Origin of the sequence: Cytobacillus firmus NBRC 15306 (assembly GCF_001591465.1) — a bacterium.
GTDB lineage: Bacteria > Bacillota > Bacilli > Bacillales > Cytobacillaceae > Cytobacillus > Cytobacillus firmus.
This window is the reverse complement of the sequence record NZ_BCUY01000014.1, coordinates 12,254-27,982: the sequence shown is the minus strand read 5'-3', so window position 1 is coordinate 27,982 and position 15,729 is coordinate 12,254. Positions and strand designations below refer to the sequence as shown.

Here is a 15,729-nt window from a genome sequence, read left to right as displayed (position 1 = left end):
CTTCTATCAGCCTTAAAAAGGTGATAGAATTAAAATTATTTAACTATTCATACTTAGAAACGGAGATACAGCCTTGCGTAAAACGGGTATTTTAATATTTTGTCTAACATGTATCGTCCTTGGTTATTTCACATTCACGCTTTATAAGAAAGCGTTTACATCCGAACGGGATCTTCCGGCAGCATCAGATGGACAGGAAGTGAAATACCGGCTGGTTCTGATAACACAGGAATTAGAGACCCCTTTTTGGGATAAGGCAGGTATTGCTGCACGGGAACAAGCACGGAAGAATGGGGCAAGTCTGGAAGTCTGGGGAAGCTATGGAAAGAATCAAGAGGAATTTTTAAAAAAGCTGGAGATAGCCATTCAATCAAAAGTGGACGGCATCATTGTTCAGGGTCTGGACACTAAGGAATTCAAAGATTTAGCAAAGATAAAAGCAGCTTTTTATGGAATTCCGATTATTACAGTGGCCAATGACGTGCCCAAATCTGAAAGTTTGAGAAAAACGTACGTCGGCTCTGATCAATATCTGGCCGGGCAGTTAATTGCAGAACAGCTTCTTGACGATATGGGTCATGAGGGAAAAGTCATCCTTATGGGCGACAAGCATAAAGAGTATTATCAGCAGCAGCGCCTCGATGGGATCCATGAGGTACTGAAGGATTATCCAAATATCCAGACAGTCTATGCGGAAACGACTGATGTTAGGGAGGAAATTATTGCTGCCACTCAGAACATGCTGAATCAAAACCCGGATACTGATAGTTTTGTAGCTATTAAGGCCAATATAGCCGGAGCGATGATTCATGAAATTGGCAGGCGATCACTGGTTGAACCTTATTATATCTATTCTTTTGACGATGGTCCGGATTCAATTTCTTTGCTTACTCAGGGAAAACTTGATGGAATCATTGAACAATCCCCTGAGAAAATGGGAAGCCTCAGTGCAGAGCTGATTTTAAAATGGCTCAAGGATGAAGAAGTGCCGCTGAAATCTGATGGCTACCTGACCGATATCAGGATATTAAAGGCGCTGGAAAAGAAATGAACAAAATACATAAGAAAATCTGGACACTTACGACTGTAATTCTTTTGATCATGGCAGCCATTTGGATCACACTTACTTATTATAATCAGAAAACTCAGAATCAATATAACGATATTCTTCAGCGGTACCTTCGGATGAATGAGGTTACAAGGACAAGCCAGCAGATGATTGCAGACTTGAATAACTATTTTATCACCCCCATTCCGGAGAATTTGGACAAATTGAACACTAGCAAGGAAAAAATGATAAAGGTGAGAAGTGAAGTTTCATATCTGCGAAATTCAGAAAATGATTTTGCACTGACAAATTATATGAATCTAATTGATAGCCTGGTTGAGACGACGGACCGCTCCCTTCTTTTCTTTAAAGAAAAGGAGACAGAGGACTCGGCCAAGGAATTTTCGGAAGCAACGCGCATCTCCATGTATATATCTGAGATGACGCTGACACTGGTCGATAGTGAACTGAATACATATGAACGGTTTTACCGGGGGATCATTGAACAATCCGAAGAAATTAAAAAACTGGGGATTTGGCTCATGCTGATGATCACATGCCTTTTAATGTTCTTGACCTATGGCTTTTCCTTGAGCATCACGAAGCCTGTACAGAAGCTGACCAAGGCAGCCAATGATTTATCAAGGGGAAGATTTCATTTGCCGATAAAGGTTGATTCGAATGATGAAATTGCTTTCCTTGCGCAGACTTTTGACCGGATGCGGGTTAATATCAATAATCTGATTTCAGAAATCCAGCATAAGGCACAGCTGGAGCATGAGCTGCAGGAAAGCAAGTTGCTGCTGAAGGAAAGTCAGCTCTTGAACCTGCAAAGCCAAATTAACCCTCATTTTTTATTTAACACATTAAATACCCTTTCCAAGAAAGCCTATCTGGAAGGTTCTCTTGAAACAAGTGACTTGCTTGTAAGTGTTGCCGGCCTGCTGCGCTATAACTTAAAAAGGCTTGATAGGCCCGTGACACTTGGTGAAGAAGTGATGGTCCTGCAGCAGTACATGGATATTCAAAAAGCCAGATTTACAGATCGTCTGCATTTGAAAATGTCTATAGATGAAACGTGTCTGAATGTGGACATTCCGGGTCTCACGCTGCAGCCAATCATCGAGAATGCCGTTAATTATGCAGTCGAGCCCAGGGAAGATGGCGGGAAAATCTGGTTTCGCATTCAGGACGGAAATGACTGTGTAATTATAGAAGTGGAAGACGATGGTCCAGGAATTGAGGAATTAAAAATTAAACAGATTCTTCAAGGGCAGTTCATTCAGAAAGATGGAAATTCAACAGGCATCGGGTTTACCAATGTAGTCAGGCGTTTGCGCCTTTTTTACGGCAGTGACGATGTGATGAGCATTGAGAGCAGTGCTGCAGGTACAAAAGTAGTGATGAAAATACCGAAAGATAGGAGGGGGGCTGCATGACAAAACTTCTGATCGCGGATGATGAACAAATTGAGCGGGAAGGACTGGAAATGATTCTGCAGAAAGCCTTTCCTGGTGTTGAAATCATCCAGGCGAAAAATGGAAAGATGGCCGTTCAGCTGGCTAAAGAGTTTATGCCTGAATTAATCCTGATGGACATCCAAATGCCAGGGATGAATGGCCTGGAAGCTATAAAGCAAATCAGTGAAGAGATTCCGCATATTAAATTTATCATGATTACAGCTTTCGATACATTCGATTATGCACGCCAGGCGATAAAGCTTGGGGTAAAGGATTATTTACTGAAGCCAAGCAAGATCACGGAAATTGAAGCAACAATTGGGAGGGTGCTTGAACATATTGAGGAAGAGCGGAGGTTCCGTGAAATGACAAAGCTCCAGCAGGATGCGCTGCAAAGGGCTCTTCCGGTCATTGAGACAGATGTCGTGACACAGCTGCTGTTCGATCATGTCCATGAAGTTCATCTGGATATGCTGGTTGAAATGCTCGATATTCGCTCAACAGATGAACAGTTTGTCATGAGCATCCTGCTTCCCGATGGACAGGGACACCTCTATACCGCAGTCAAAGAGAAGGTCAGACAAGCAGGCAGTGCATGGGTAGGTGCACTATATGGCCGTCAGCTTCCCATCATTGTTTTTCGGGAAAAGCAGCATTCATTCCGTTCGCAGGCTATATCCATGGCCGGCGAAATTCTTTCTCTTGCAAAAAAAGGGTCATCAGAAGGCTGGTTCGTCGGGATCGGGAATGATTGCGGTTCCCTGCAATCCATCCGTCAATCCTATCAGGAATCTCTTATTGCCACTTTGGATTCAACTCTTCCTGTTAAATACCGTTTTTATTCCGACGTGCCAGTACTTAGTGCAGGGGAGGATCTGCAGCTGACCAAAGAACGGGAAAAACAGTTTTTCGATCAAGTCAGGCTTGGAAAATGGCAGCAAATCAGCTTGCGTGTAATGGAGATGATTCAGCGTTGTGAAACGGAAAGAGCAGGGGTGATTCAAGCGCAGCAGCGGGTGCTGCAAATGCTTTGGATTGCTTCACGCGTAATGAGTGAGATTGGGGTTGAAGCTCCCGCACCATTTTTTGCCTATCAAACGCAGGATTTCCGGCAGCTTCGCTCTGAAACGGATGAATTGTTAGGACAGATGAGGAAATCGTATATGGAGCATTACGACAGGCTGGAAGCGGATACTGTCCATCAGCTGAAACAATATATAACCGAACATTCCCATGAAGATATTTCTCTTGAAGCATTGGGAAGGAAAGTGGGGTTAAGCCCGATTTATATCAGTAAGATGTTCAAGGAGAAGCTAGGGGTTAACTATATTGACTTCCTGACTGAATGCCGTATTGAAAGAGCAAAGAAGCTGATGGCAGATCACGGGAAAAGTCTGAAGGAAATTACCTTTGAGGTGGGCTATCATGAACCGAACTATTTCAGCAAGGTTTTCAAAAAGATGTGCGGCCGCTCACCGACGGAATTCCGCAAAACCCTTCTGGGCAAAAAAGACTGATGGAAGGAAAAGGGGCAAGACAGATGGATAGGATTCAAAGGAAGCTGACTCTGGCTGCACTGTTTCTGGTTTGCCTCCTGTCAGCCTGCCAAATGGATACAGCAATCGAAAAAAATCCCGGGAAAGCAATACCTGCGGCAGGCAAAGTGCAAGGAGGAGAGGATGGGAAGAAACCCATTAAAATCGGCTTTTCAATGGATACTTTATTGGAAGAACGCTGGCTGAAGGATCGAGATCTGTTCAAAGAGGCTATAGAAGAGCTTGGAGCGGAAGTGGAGATCATGGCTGCGAATGGGAATGATGCGGTTCAAATATCACAGGCAGAAACATTAATAAAACAAAGGGTGGACCTGCTGGTTGTCGTTCCCCATAATGCTGAAGCCACCGCTTCGATCGTCAAAAAAGCACATGAGGCAGGCATTAAGGTCATCTCATATGACCGGCTTGTGAAAAATGCTGATATCGACTTATACATATCCTTTGATAATGAAAAGGTTGGTGAGCTGCAGGCAAAGTCCATCACCAAACTGGTACCTAAAGGGAAGTTTGTGTATATTGGCGGAGCAATCACTGACCATAACGCACATTTATTCAAACGAGGAGTCTTTAACGTGCTTCAGCCTTTAATTGATAAAGGAGATATTCAGATTGTTTATGATCAGTGGTCCAGAGATTGGACACCGGCGAATGCATTTGTGAATATGGAAGAGGCTCTTAAAGCCAATCAAAATCAAATTGATGCAGTGATCGCGGCAAACGATGCAACTGCAGGCGGTGCCATCCAGGCATTGGCGGTGCAAGGGATGGCAGGAAAAATCCCTGTAGCCGGGCAGGATGCCGAGCTTGCCGGTGCCCAGCGGATCATCAGAGGCACGCAGACGATGACAGTATACAAACCTATCGGAACACTGACCAAAGAAGCTGCTGAACTTGCGGTCAGAATAGCAAAGGGTGAACAGGTAGAAACAACCCGAAAAATTAATAATGGCAAAATTGAAGTGCCTTCAGTCCTTCTTTCGCCTATTGCTGTTGATAAACACAACATGGATAGCACCATTATTGCAGATGGGTTTCATTCCAGAGATGAAGTTTATAAGTAGGGGCGCGGGGACAGACACCCACGCCCCCGACTGGGACTTGGAACCTGTCCCTGAGTCCCTATTGCGTGAACGGTTCTCTGCTGGTATGATAAATGTAATTATAATGAAATGGAGGTTTTCCTGTTGACAGCATCAATGAGATTAAGAAACCCGCTTTTCAATCGTTAATTGAATACGTTTGAAGGCTCTGCCTATGTTCAGAGCGACGGGATTGGTCTGTCTATTTAAGGAAACCTAAATTTAACGGTATTTTTTAAAGAGGAGATGAATTTCTCCTCTTTTTTGCTGTCTTCAGAAATAGAATATAGAGTTCGGATGGATTCAGCTGAATATAGGCAAAGCATGTTTTTATAAAATATAGAAATGAGTGATTAATATATGAGTACCTTAAATCCTAATCTGCAGGAAAATTGGCTGAAGAATATTATTCTCTTTTTAAGCAGCCAGACGATCTCCCTTTTTGGATCGTCCCTCGTTCAATACGCCATTATGTGGCATATTACCTTAACGACAGAATCCGGTTTGATGATGACTCTCTACATCATTTGCGGGTTCATCCCGACCTTCTTTTTATCACCGGTTGCTGGTGTTTGGGCAGACCGGTACAACCGGAAAATGCTGATTATTTTAGCAGATGGCCTCATTGCCTTTTCAACACTGATACTCGCTATCCTTTTTTTAATGGGATATGAATCGATCTGGCTGCTGTTTGTCATGGCAGGGATTCGTGCCCTTGGAACAGGGATTCAGACTCCTGCAGTCGGGGCGATTCTGCCTCAGATTGTTCCGAAGGAGAAGCTGACAAAAGTGAATGGAGTAAATGGGAGCATACAGGCTGTCATTATGTTTGTTTCACCGATGGTCAGTGCCGCTTTAATCGCTATGGCATCGCTTGAGGCCATCTTCTTCATCGATGTCATCACAGCAGCGGTTGCCATTGTTACACTGATGACGTTTGTCAAAATTGCTGTGCACAAAAAAGCAGCAGCGGAACAGACAGCAAGTTACTTCAGCGACTTTAAACAAGGGCTTCAATATGTGAACAGTAATCCTTTCCTGAAGAAGTTTTTCTTATTCTTTGCCGTATTCATCGTGCTAATGGCGCCTGCGGCCTTTCTGACGCCGCTGCAGGTTACCCGCACCTTTGGAGGAGACGTGTGGGAACTGACTGCCATTGAGATTGCCTTTTCAGTCGGCATGATGGCAGGAGGCGGAATTATTGCTTCCTGGGGTGGATATCCAAATAAAATTACAACCATGACCCTTGCCAGTCTCATCATGGGGATCTGCACCCTGGCACTCGGCATCGTGCCGGTTTTCTGGATTTATTTATTGTTCATGGCGTTTTTCGGGATTGCCATGCCAATTTTCAATACACCGGTAACTGTATTGCTTCAGGAAAAAATTGAAGAGGATTATTTAGGCAGAGTGTTTGGTGTCATGGGGATGATCTCCACCTCCATGATGCCGATTGGCATGCTGATATTTGGCCCGGTTGCAGATGTCATTGCCATCGAATGGCTTCTTGTGGGAACAGGGGCATTCATTATCCTGTTAGCTGTCATTTTAGGCCGGGATCAGGTGCTTCTGGAAGCAGGGAAGCCTGAGCTGAGTGAATCGTAAAATTCTCATGAAATGGAGCTGTCATATTGGCAGCTCTATTTTCATGTGAAAACAGGGAACAAAAGTGCAGAAGGAGAATAGTTATACGTAACATCACTTGAGGGGAAGTAGAAAGATGAGGCAAATTATCGCACTCGGAGGAGGAGGGTTCTCCATGGAACCGGAGAATCCATTATTGGATGAATACATTTTACGTCAGTCAGGTAAAGAAAATCCAAAAGTCTGCTATGTGCCTACTGCAACAGGAGATTCCGATATTTGTATTAAATGGTTTTATGACTTTTTTGAAAAGCAGAAGTGCCAGCCTTCCCATTTATCTTTATTTAAACCGCCAACAAGAGATATAGAGGGGTTTATACTGGATAAAGATATCATTTATGTTGGAGGCGGGAATACGAAGAATTTATTGGCTTTATGGAAAGAATGGGGATTAGATAAGATTTTACGAAAGGCATGGGACCAAGGAATCGTATTAGCCGGCATCAGTGCAGGCTCCATTTGCTGGTTTGAAGAAGGGATTACGGATTCTTATGGCGATAAACTGGAGCCCTTAACATGCCTCGGCTTTCTAAAAGGAAGTAATTGTCCTCATTATGACGGGGAAGCAGATAGAAGGCCTGCCTATCATGAGCTTTTGGCTTCTGATAAAATAAAGCCTGGAATTGCAGCGGATGATGGAGTGGCTATCCACTTCATTGAGGAGGAGGTCAGCAGAATTGTAAGCTCTAGACCGGATGCCAAGGCCTATAAGGTCTATTTCGATAAAGAAGTTAAAGAGATTGAATTGAAAACCGAATATTTGGGTTCTTGATGCGAATCAGTCTTTTGCTGTTAACTTTATTTAAATAGAAGGAAGTGCTTAAAGATGGATTTTGAGACGGTTATGCAGGAGCTTGAGGCTCTCGGCAAAGAACGGACCAAGAAAATGTACATATCTAACGGAGCACATGAGCCGCTTTTTGGTGTTGCAACAGGTGCAATGAAGCCAATCGCTAAAAAAATTAAAAGAAATCAGCCCTTGGCGGAGGAGTTATACGCCACAGGGAACTACGATGCCATGTACTTTGCAGGCGTCATTGCAGATCCTGAGGCCATGACCGAAGCGGATTTTGACCGCTGGATGGATGATGCATATTTTTATATGCTGTCCGATTATGTAGTGGCTGTCACATTAGCTGAAGCAGATATTGCACAGGAAGTTGCTGATAAATGGATAGAAAGCGGGGAAGAACTGCGGATGTCAGGCGGCTGGAGCTGCTATTGCTGGCTTTTGGGAAATCGTCCGGACACTGAATTTTCAGAGGCTAAGCTGGCCAAAATGCTTGATAAAGTGAAAGACACTATTCACAATTCTCCGGAGCGTACGAAATCCGCCATGAATAATTTTGTCTATACAGTGGGTGTTTCTTATTTGCCGCTCCATGAAAAGGCGCTTGAGATTGCAAAAGCCATTGGGCCGGTCGAAATGAAACGGGATAAGAAGAAAAGCACCATCCTGCAGGCTTCAGAAAATATCCAAAAGGAAGCAGATAGAGGAAGGATTGGCTTTAAACGGAAATATGTTAGATGCTAAACCTATTGGGGCCGGATGGGACAATGAACCTGTCCCTTTGTGTTATAATGAGGAACTTAGGAATGATGAGATGCGCTAATAGTGGAACGGATGTCCGCTCAGCGATTCAATATGGAGGGTAAGGTAATGAATAAACGATGGACCATCAGCAAGATTAACGATTTCGTTGAGAAAAACTCAGATAGTAAGCTCCTATCGACTGAATACCATGGTTTTTCTCAAAAGCTGCTTTTTCAATGTGCATGCGGCAGCCAGTTTGAAAAAACATTTACGAAATTCAAAAATAATCACCAGCGCAAATGTGAGGTTTGCCAGCCGCCTAAAGCCTCACGCTAAGGAGACACGGGGACAGGTACGCTGTCCTTTTTTCAATTCTGTATTTAATGAATTCATTTGAAAGCAGGTCATAAAATGAAAACAGAAAAAGAAAAAATGCTGGCCGGAGAAATGTATGATCCTGCCGATCCTGTATTATTAAAGGAACGCGAGGAAGCAAGACGAAAGGTCAGAATGTACAATCAGACTCTGGAGACTGAAGGGGAAAAGCGAATAAAGTTATTAAAGGAGCTACTTGGGTCTACCGGAAAAAACGTATATATGGAGCCCAATATCAGGTTTGATTACGGCTATAATACGCATGTAGGTGAAAACTTTTTTGCGAATTTTGACTGTACCATCCTGGATGTCTGTGAAGTGCGTTTTGGAGATAATTGCATGCTTGCGCCCGGCGTACATATCTATACGGCAACACATCCCCTTCATCCTGCAGAACGCAATTCAGGCAGGGAATATGCTAAGCCGATTACGATTGGAAACAGTGTGTGGATTGGCGGAAGTGCCGTAATTAACCCCGGTGTAACAGTTGGGGACAATGTTGTGATCGCTTCTGGCGCAGTTGTTACGAAAGATGTGCCTGATAATGTGGTAGTTGGCGGAAATCCAGCGAAAGTAATTAAACAAATTGAGCTTTAAATTCTCCTCAGCATCCATAAAAAAGCCATTCCCGGTGGGGAATTGGCTTTTCTTATGTACTAGTGTATTTTTCAAGCTTCCGATAATTCTTAATTACAGTGGCATTTTGCATGAATATGGCGTTATAGCTTTTTAGAAGGGGCTGCTTCAACCTCAACACGAATAATATTTCTCATCTGAGATAAAACTTTAAAATAAACAAATAGGAGGGAAGACATGAGAAAAAAGAAAGAAAAGCCGCTCGGGGATATCCAGAAAAATGCTCAGGGTTCATATGAGATAAGCCATACAGACTACGGACTTGAATCAGTTGCTGAAGGCTGTGATTTCGCTGAGGGGGAAAAGGACAAACCGCCCAATTGTGGAGGTTTATAGAGCCCTGGTTTAATTCTGGGCATTATTTTGAAAGAGGAATTCAAAAAGATGGCTGCGATTTAGCAATCAACATATAAAGTGAACAGTGAGAACGAGTGAAAAGTGTAAATACAGAGAATATAGAAGAAGAGCAATGGATTTGCACAATGCTCTTCTTCTTTTTAGTATTATGAAAGGGAATCCCAGTAACAGGTATTTAGGTTCCAGCAAGGATAGGAGATGATTTTGGTGATTGATCAATTAATGAAAATGCTGGAAGAACGAGAAGAAGAGATGATTAAGATACGCCGTTATTTACACCAGAATCCTGAGCTTTCATTTAAAGAGGAAAAAACGGCAGCCTATATCGCTGATTTTTACAGAGGGAAAGCTGTTGATCTTATAACGAATGCAGGGAATGGATATGGCATTATTGTCACTATTGAAGGTGGTAACCCGGGAAAAACCGTGGCACTTAGGGCTGATTTTGATGCGCTTCCTATTAAAGAAGAACTGAATGTTCCGTTTAAGTCAAAGAAGGAAGGTATCATGCATGCTTGCGGCCATGATGCACATACAGCATACCTTATGGTTTTGGCTGACTGTTTAATCCAATTAAAAGATAAGATCTATGGCACCGTGAAAATAATCCATCAGCATGCGGAAGAAGAACCTCCAGGCGGAGCAAAAAGCATCGTTGAGGAAGGATTTCTCGATGATGCCCATGCCATTTTTGGCATTCATGTTTTGCCGATCGCCCCTGCTGGAACTGTTGGCTATCACAGCGGATATTCCTTTAATGGCCGCGCTTATTTTAAACTTAGGGTGCAGGCAAGCGGAGGACACGGTTCTTCCCCGCATAAAGCAAACGATGCTATTGTTGCAGGCGCTTACTTTGTAACAGCTATCCAGACGGTTGTTAGCCGCAGAGTGGATCCGTTTAATGCCGGTGTAGTGACAATTGGTTCATTTGACGGTAAAGGGAGTTTTAACGTGATCAAGGATAGTATCGAAATTGAGGGGGATATACGCTATTCCAATGATGAAACAAAGGATGTGATGAATAGAGAAATTCACCGCATTGTAAATGGTCTTGAGGAGTTATTTGGTGTAAGCTGTGAGCTAACGTATGAACCTGATTATCCGCCGCTGTATAATGATCCTGAATTGACAAAATTTGTCGCAACTACGCTGACATCAGTTGTGGATAAAGACATTATCGAGGTAAAAGAATTTCCTAAAATGGCACCATCGGACGATTTTGCTTATTATTCGGAGAAGGTCCCTGGCTGTTATTTTTATATTGGATGCACGCCAAAGGGAACGGAAGAACCATACTTCAATCACCACCCTAAATTTGATATCGATGAAGGTTCGATGCTTGTTGCCGCAAAATCAGTGGGATATGTCGTTTGCCATTATTTTAATAAGGAAGAAAACAAAAGCTCACGCTGATGTGAGCTTTTATGTTTAAAGGAATCGTTTTTAGCTTCTTATTGTTTTTGAATAGATTTGATAGGTAATCTCCAGCTGTAATGATGCGAAATTCCTCGAAGCATTAAAGTAACAGCAAAAAGACTATAAAAATGATAAGACTTTGACAACCAATCAAGGCCTATGATAAACCCGGCAAAGATGGCCCATAAAAGATATACTTCATCACGTAAAACAATGGGCTTTCGCTGAGCCAGCACATCGCGGATCATGCCTCCGCCGGCACCGGTTATGGCAGCGGAGAACATAACAGCAAATAAGGGTAAATCAATTGATTGTGCATACATAGCTCCCTGGACAGCAAAGGCTGACAAGCCAATTGAGTCAAAGATGCTCCATTTCGTCAAAAGCTGAACTGCGCTGCTTGGCAATATAATGACAAAGCTGATGGTAATTAGGGCAACAATAAAAAGAGTCGTTTGCTGCCATAATTCTATAATCGGAATGCCGGTAAAAAGGTTTCTAATAGCACCGCCGCCAAATGCTGTAATTAATCCTAAAACATAGGCACCCATAATGTCGTATTTTACTTCCAGTGCAACGACTGCCCCACTCATTGCAAATGCAATTGTTCCAATCACGTTCAATACATCCCAAACCATACAATCCCCCTAATCAAGTATCTCTGTCCTTGTACCTGACAGATTCATCTTCCCTATAGATTTACCCCTTCGGTGACGTACGTTACGCTCTCTCCCGCAGCAGTCAATCGCAAGTATTTGTTTTTATTATTATAGAGTATGGATGGGAGGATTGGACAGTCAATAATAGAGTGGATTCAGAAAACGGCAATAGAGAACTGGGAAAAGGGGTTCATGTACAGTGAGAAGCGAAATAAAAGAGCATTTCTATTCAATCTCCACAAGCGGATTTGTAAAAAAACGTAAGGAAAAAGGCTGGTTTTTGTTAACATGGTCTTTATTTAGCCATAAAAATAATCACACACCCCTTCAACATTCCTTTTCTAGAATATGGTTGAATACATATTTTAGATAGGAGATGGAGAGCGTGAACAAAAAATTATTAATTGGTACAGGGGTGGCTTTTTCTCTGCTATTCAGCCCAATCAGCCAGGCGTTCGCAGCAGAACCGACAACAGGGGAAAGGAAACAAGTGGATAATATAGCGCACCGCGGTGCCACAGGGTATGCACCTGAGAATACGATAGCCGGCTTTGATCTGGCTGTAGATATGAAAGCTGATTATATTGAAATTGATGTTCAAAGAAGTAAAGATGGCGAATTAGTGGTAATCCACGATACAACTGTGGATCGTACAACAAATGGAACCGGAAAAGTAGGGGATTTAACGTTTGATTTTTTAAGAAGTCTCGATGCTGGCAGCTGGAAAGGGGAACAATTTGCCGGAGAACCAATCCCGACATTTGAAGAGATTCTGGATCGCTACCATGGCAAGGTTGGAATATTAATAGAATTAAAGGCTCCAGAGCTTTATCCCGGCATTGAAGAACAAGTGGCAGATGCATTAAAAGAAAGAAATCTTGATAAGCCGCAAAATGAAAAAATCATTATCCAGTCTTTTAACTTCGACTCTATGAAAACAATGGATCAGCTTCTTCCTAAAGTGCCCATTGGTGTACTGACATCTAACCGTGCCGATACAACGGCGGAAGCATTAAAGGAATTTTCAGCTTATGCTGATTGGTTTAATCCAAGCTATGGAATTGTCAGCGAAGAATTAGTGAATCAGGTTCACTCTCTTGGCATGCAAATTGGCTCATGGACAGTGCGCAGCCAGGAAGCTGCTGACTTCCTGTTCGAAATGGAAGTGGACGCCATCATCACCGATTATCCGGATTATGTTGATCCCAGAAACTAGTCTTCGGCTATTCAAAAATGGAGAAAACTCGTCATTTTGGCGGGTTTTTTTGGTTTCAATAGAATTTTAAAATAATATCATTATTTTGCTAAATTGATTTTTATGACTTTCTCATACAGAAGTCATGATGATAGCGGTTCCATAAAATTTTTAATAATTTAAATTGACTGAAAAGTATAATTGTATTATTATTCTAACAATATATATTTTTCGCAACACGAATGAATAGGTATTCAACTTAGAGGGGGAAGAGTCTATGTCACAGCTGTTAGCGTTAGTCATTCTTTTGCTTATTTTATTCATTGGAGATCTGGTTGCAGTACGGACCAAGGCATGGGTGCCGTCCATTTTTGTCTGTGCCGTTCTGTTCCTTGCAGGTTATTGGACATTCTTTCCGCAGGATATCGTAGCATTGGCAGGGGTCCCGCCGGTTGTGGCTACAATGCTGATGTACCTATTGATAACTAATATGGGAACGCTGCTATCCATTCAGGAATTGAAAAATCAGTGGAAGACGATTGTGATTGCTTTATCAGGGATTTTAGGGATTATTGCGATATTACTTGGAATCGGAACGTTTATCTTTGGATTTAAAACAGTGGTTGTCGCTATTCCGCCATTGGTTGGCGGTGTGGTATCTGCCCTGATCATGTCGGAGGGAGCGAAGGAAGCGGGAATGGCTTCTCTATCAGTCTTTGCAATCGTGATTTATGTGATGCAGGGATTTGCGGGATATCCGCTCACATCCATCGTTCTGAAAAAAGAGGGAAAGCGGCTTTTGAAGCAGTACCGCAGCGGACAGCTTATTTATAAGGAGCAGAGGCCTGCAGCTGAAGAGACGGCTGCAGCAGCAGAGGCAGCTCCAAAACCTGAGCTTAAGCTTTTTAAAAATATGCCGGAGAAATATAATACAGATTTCTTCAAGTTTTTAAGATTGGCAGTAGTATCCTACCTTGCCTATCTGACATCGACATTGCTGGCTCCGGTTGCCAGTGTCAGTCCATTCGTCCTTTGCCTGTTGTTCGGGGTGATTGCCACAAGCATTGGCTTTCTTGAAAAGCAGGTGCTGCAAAAAGCAAATGGCTTTGGTTTTGCGATCATGGCTCTAATGCTCTTTATTTTTGACGGTTTAAAGCAGGCTACACCAGGGATGATGCTTGAAATTATCTATCCGCTTGCCGGAACCATTATTTTGGGTGTAATCGGAATGTATGTCTTCTCATTCATCGCAGGGAAACTTTTAAAAGTGAGCAAGGAGATGGCTTTTGCTGTTTCACTGACGGCATTATATGGGTTTCCGGCTGACTACATTATTACAAATGAAGTCATTAAAGCATTAACCGAAGATGAAAAAGAAAGGGAAATGCTGACCAGCAATATGCTGCCGCCTATGCTTGTCGGCGGATTCATCACTGTGACCATTGTGTCGGTCGTGCTGGCAGGAATTTTTGTCGGACTTTTATAAGAAAGGGATGGATTTGAAATGAGTGAAGTTCAAACAGGAAATAATGTGAATCTCGAAAAAGTACAGGAGCGAATCGAAGGTCATATTGACACCTTAAGCAAATATACGGCAACTCCTGGCAGAGGGACAACCAGGCTGACATATAGTCAGGAGGATCTGCTTGCACGGAACTATATTAAGGAGAAAATGAAGGAAACGGGTTTGACTGTGCGTGAAGATGGATTGGGCAATATTTTTGGAAAACTTGAAGGATCCTTAAAAGATGCACCGAGTGTTCTGGTCGGCTCTCACTTTGATTCCGTGCCGAATGGGGGATCCTATGATGGGCCTGCCGGAGTTGCAGCAGGACTTGAAGTGGCCGCACTTTTTACTGAGAATGGATTAACGCCGAAATATCCGCTGGAGGTTATCGCCCTTATCGAAGAGGAAGGCTCCAGGTTTGGCGGCGGCTTAATGGGTTCGCGGGGGATGGCCGGTTTGCTGGATGAGGAAGACTTTAAGACTTTAAAAGATAAAGATGGCATTACGACAGTTGAAGCCATAGAGAAAATCGGACTGGATCCATCTCTCCCGAAAACAAGAGATCCGAAGACAGTAAAGGCTTACCTGGAATTGCATATCGAACAGGGTCCAATTTTAGAAGAAAAGAATATCCCAATCGGGGTAGTCGAAATGATTGTCGGTTTAACACAATTGGAAGTAACCGTAAAAGGTAAGGCAGGGCACGCAGGGACCACTCCGATGGACAAAAGGTCGGATGCGCTGGTTGCGGCAGCCAGGATGATCGCGCAATTTCCTGAGCTGGCAGCGGCTGAAGGAGAAGGGACGGTTGTGACAACGGGACGATTGCAGGTGTATCCAAATGGAGCCAATGTGATTCCCGACCAAACGGTATTTTCTGTAGATATACGCTCCGGCAGGGAGGAGCATGTCCAGAATGTCATTCAGAAAGTGAAGGAATTAGCAGTTTCCTATCTTGATAGCGGAGTAGAAATAACGGTTGAACAGCTGTTATATATTCAGCCAAAAGAGATGAATAAAGAGATTGTCAGTCTGCTAAAGGAGAAAAGCAATAAACTGGGTTTACCTTCATGCTCCATGAATAGCGGCGCCGGACACGATGCCATGGTTTTTGCTGATTACACAAGGACCGGAATGCTGTTCATTCCAAGCAAAAATGGACTGAGCCATTGTCCGGAAGAATGGTCTGATTCCCGGCATATTGCCGAAGCAGTTCAGATTTTGTTTGAGGCAGCAATAGAGCTTACGGAGGCGGAATAAGAG

At 43.1% G+C, this 15,729-nt stretch carries 15 protein-coding genes and 1 riboswitch; of the genes, 14 read left to right on the top strand and 1 reads right to left on the bottom strand.

Going from position 1 to position 15,729, the window contains the following annotated elements:
* Positions 1–73: 73 nt before the first annotated feature.
* The 11 genes from BFI01S_RS06370 to BFI01S_RS06325 all read left to right on the top strand — a co-directional run bounded on the left by BFI01S_RS06370 (position 74) and on the right by BFI01S_RS06325 (position 11,102).
* Positions 74–1,051 carry a sugar ABC transporter substrate-binding protein gene (locus tag BFI01S_RS06370; RefSeq protein WP_061791859.1) on the top strand — a complete coding sequence of 326 codons (978 nt, stop codon included), beginning with the start codon at positions 74–76 and terminating at the stop codon, positions 1,049–1,051.
* Positions 1,048–2,487, top strand: coding sequence for a sensor histidine kinase (locus tag BFI01S_RS06365; RefSeq protein ID WP_061791858.1), 1,440 nt, complete (start codon positions 1,048–1,050; stop codon positions 2,485–2,487). Before BFI01S_RS06370 ends, BFI01S_RS06365 begins: the two co-directional genes overlap by 4 nt.
* On the top strand, positions 2,484–4,025 hold the full coding sequence (locus BFI01S_RS06360; RefSeq protein WP_061791857.1) for a response regulator: 1,542 nt from the start codon (positions 2,484–2,486) through the stop codon (positions 4,023–4,025). The genes BFI01S_RS06365 and BFI01S_RS06360 overlap by 4 nt, the downstream gene beginning before the upstream one ends.
* Entirely contained in the window at positions 4,022–5,125 is a 1,104-nt protein-coding gene (xylF, locus tag BFI01S_RS06355) for a D-xylose ABC transporter substrate-binding protein (RefSeq protein WP_061791894.1), read from the top strand. The genes BFI01S_RS06360 and xylF overlap by 4 nt, the downstream gene beginning before the upstream one ends.
* Positions 5,126–5,503: 378 nt before the next feature.
* Positions 5,504–6,748, top strand: coding sequence for an MFS transporter (locus BFI01S_RS06350; RefSeq protein WP_061791856.1), 1,245 nt, complete (start codon positions 5,504–5,506; stop codon positions 6,746–6,748).
* A gap of 115 nt (positions 6,749–6,863) precedes the next feature.
* The gene (locus BFI01S_RS06345) at positions 6,864–7,559 is read left to right on the top strand and encodes a Type 1 glutamine amidotransferase-like domain-containing protein (RefSeq protein WP_061791855.1); all 696 of its coding nucleotides are present in this window, start codon (positions 6,864–6,866) and stop codon (positions 7,557–7,559) included.
* A gap of 54 nt (positions 7,560–7,613) precedes the next feature.
* Positions 7,614–8,321 (top strand): DNA alkylation repair protein, encoded by a 708-nt coding sequence (locus tag BFI01S_RS06340; protein WP_061791854.1) that lies wholly within the window; start codon positions 7,614–7,616, stop codon positions 8,319–8,321.
* A gap of 126 nt (positions 8,322–8,447) precedes the next feature.
* On the top strand, positions 8,448–8,657 hold the full coding sequence (locus BFI01S_RS06335; RefSeq protein ID WP_061791853.1) for a hypothetical protein: 210 nt from the start codon (positions 8,448–8,450) through the stop codon (positions 8,655–8,657).
* A gap of 75 nt (positions 8,658–8,732) precedes the next feature.
* Positions 8,733–9,293: a sugar O-acetyltransferase gene (locus BFI01S_RS06330; protein ID WP_061791852.1), complete on the top strand. Its 561-nt coding sequence runs from the start codon at positions 8,733–8,735 to the stop codon at positions 9,291–9,293.
* A gap of 216 nt (positions 9,294–9,509) precedes the next feature.
* Complete coding sequence (locus BFI01S_RS23300) at positions 9,510–9,668, top strand: hypothetical protein (RefSeq protein ID WP_169799731.1); 159 nt, start codon at positions 9,510–9,512, stop codon at positions 9,666–9,668.
* Positions 9,669–9,887: 219 nt separating this feature from the next.
* Complete coding sequence (locus tag BFI01S_RS06325) at positions 9,888–11,102, top strand: amidohydrolase (protein WP_061791851.1); 1,215 nt, start codon at positions 9,888–9,890, stop codon at positions 11,100–11,102.
* Between the two features lie 38 nt (positions 11,103–11,140).
* Here the strand turns inward: BFI01S_RS06325 and BFI01S_RS06320 are convergent, their stop codons facing one another.
* Complete coding sequence (locus tag BFI01S_RS06320; protein ID WP_061791850.1) at positions 11,141–11,743, bottom strand: trimeric intracellular cation channel family protein; 603 nt, start codon at positions 11,741–11,743, stop codon at positions 11,141–11,143.
* Between the two features lie 13 nt (positions 11,744–11,756).
* A riboswitch (glycine riboswitch) is annotated at positions 11,757–11,850 on the bottom strand.
* A gap of 299 nt (positions 11,851–12,149) precedes the next feature.
* Between BFI01S_RS06320 and BFI01S_RS06315 the strand changes: the two genes are divergently transcribed.
* From BFI01S_RS06315 to BFI01S_RS06305, 3 genes are all read left to right on the top strand, one after another.
* Positions 12,150–12,980, top strand: a complete 831-nt coding sequence (locus BFI01S_RS06315; protein ID WP_061791849.1) for a glycerophosphodiester phosphodiesterase — start codon at positions 12,150–12,152, stop codon at positions 12,978–12,980.
* A 256-nt stretch (positions 12,981–13,236) separates the two neighbouring features.
* Positions 13,237–14,445, top strand: a complete 1,209-nt coding sequence (locus tag BFI01S_RS06310) for a hypothetical protein (RefSeq protein WP_061791848.1) — start codon at positions 13,237–13,239, stop codon at positions 14,443–14,445.
* An 18-nt stretch (positions 14,446–14,463) separates the two neighbouring features.
* Positions 14,464–15,726, top strand: coding sequence for a Zn-dependent hydrolase (locus BFI01S_RS06305; protein WP_061791847.1), 1,263 nt, complete (start codon positions 14,464–14,466; stop codon positions 15,724–15,726).
* The last annotated feature ends 3 nt before the right edge of the window (positions 15,727–15,729 follow it).

Excerpts from the sequence above, each read along its gene's own strand:
- BFI01S_RS23300 (WP_169799731.1), top strand. The coding sequence starts at position 9,510 with ATGAGAAAAAAGAAAGAAAAGCCGCTCGGGGATATCCAGAAAAATGCT.
- BFI01S_RS06310 (WP_061791848.1), top strand. The coding sequence starts at position 13,237 with ATGTCACAGCTGTTAGCGTTAGTCATTCTTTTGCTTATTTTATTCATT.
- BFI01S_RS06350 (WP_061791856.1), top strand. The coding sequence starts at position 5,504 with ATGAGTACCTTAAATCCTAATCTGCAGGAAAATTGGCTGAAGAATATT.
- BFI01S_RS06360 (WP_061791857.1), top strand. The coding sequence starts at position 2,484 with ATGACAAAACTTCTGATCGCGGATGATGAACAAATTGAGCGGGAAGGA.
- BFI01S_RS06320 (WP_061791850.1), bottom strand. The coding sequence starts at position 11,743 with ATGGTTTGGGATGTATTGAACGTGATTGGAACAATTGCATTTGCAATG.
- BFI01S_RS06340 (WP_061791854.1), top strand. The coding sequence starts at position 7,614 with ATGGATTTTGAGACGGTTATGCAGGAGCTTGAGGCTCTCGGCAAAGAA.
- BFI01S_RS06325 (WP_061791851.1), top strand. The coding sequence starts at position 9,888 with ATGATTTTGGTGATTGATCAATTAATGAAAATGCTGGAAGAACGAGAA.
- BFI01S_RS06365 (WP_061791858.1), top strand. The coding sequence starts at position 1,048 with ATGAACAAAATACATAAGAAAATCTGGACACTTACGACTGTAATTCTT.
- BFI01S_RS06330 (WP_061791852.1), top strand. The coding sequence starts at position 8,733 with ATGAAAACAGAAAAAGAAAAAATGCTGGCCGGAGAAATGTATGATCCT.
- BFI01S_RS06345 (WP_061791855.1), top strand. The coding sequence starts at position 6,864 with ATGAGGCAAATTATCGCACTCGGAGGAGGAGGGTTCTCCATGGAACCG.
- BFI01S_RS06305 (WP_061791847.1), top strand. The coding sequence starts at position 14,464 with ATGAGTGAAGTTCAAACAGGAAATAATGTGAATCTCGAAAAAGTACAG.
- BFI01S_RS06335 (WP_061791853.1), top strand. The coding sequence starts at position 8,448 with ATGAATAAACGATGGACCATCAGCAAGATTAACGATTTCGTTGAGAAA.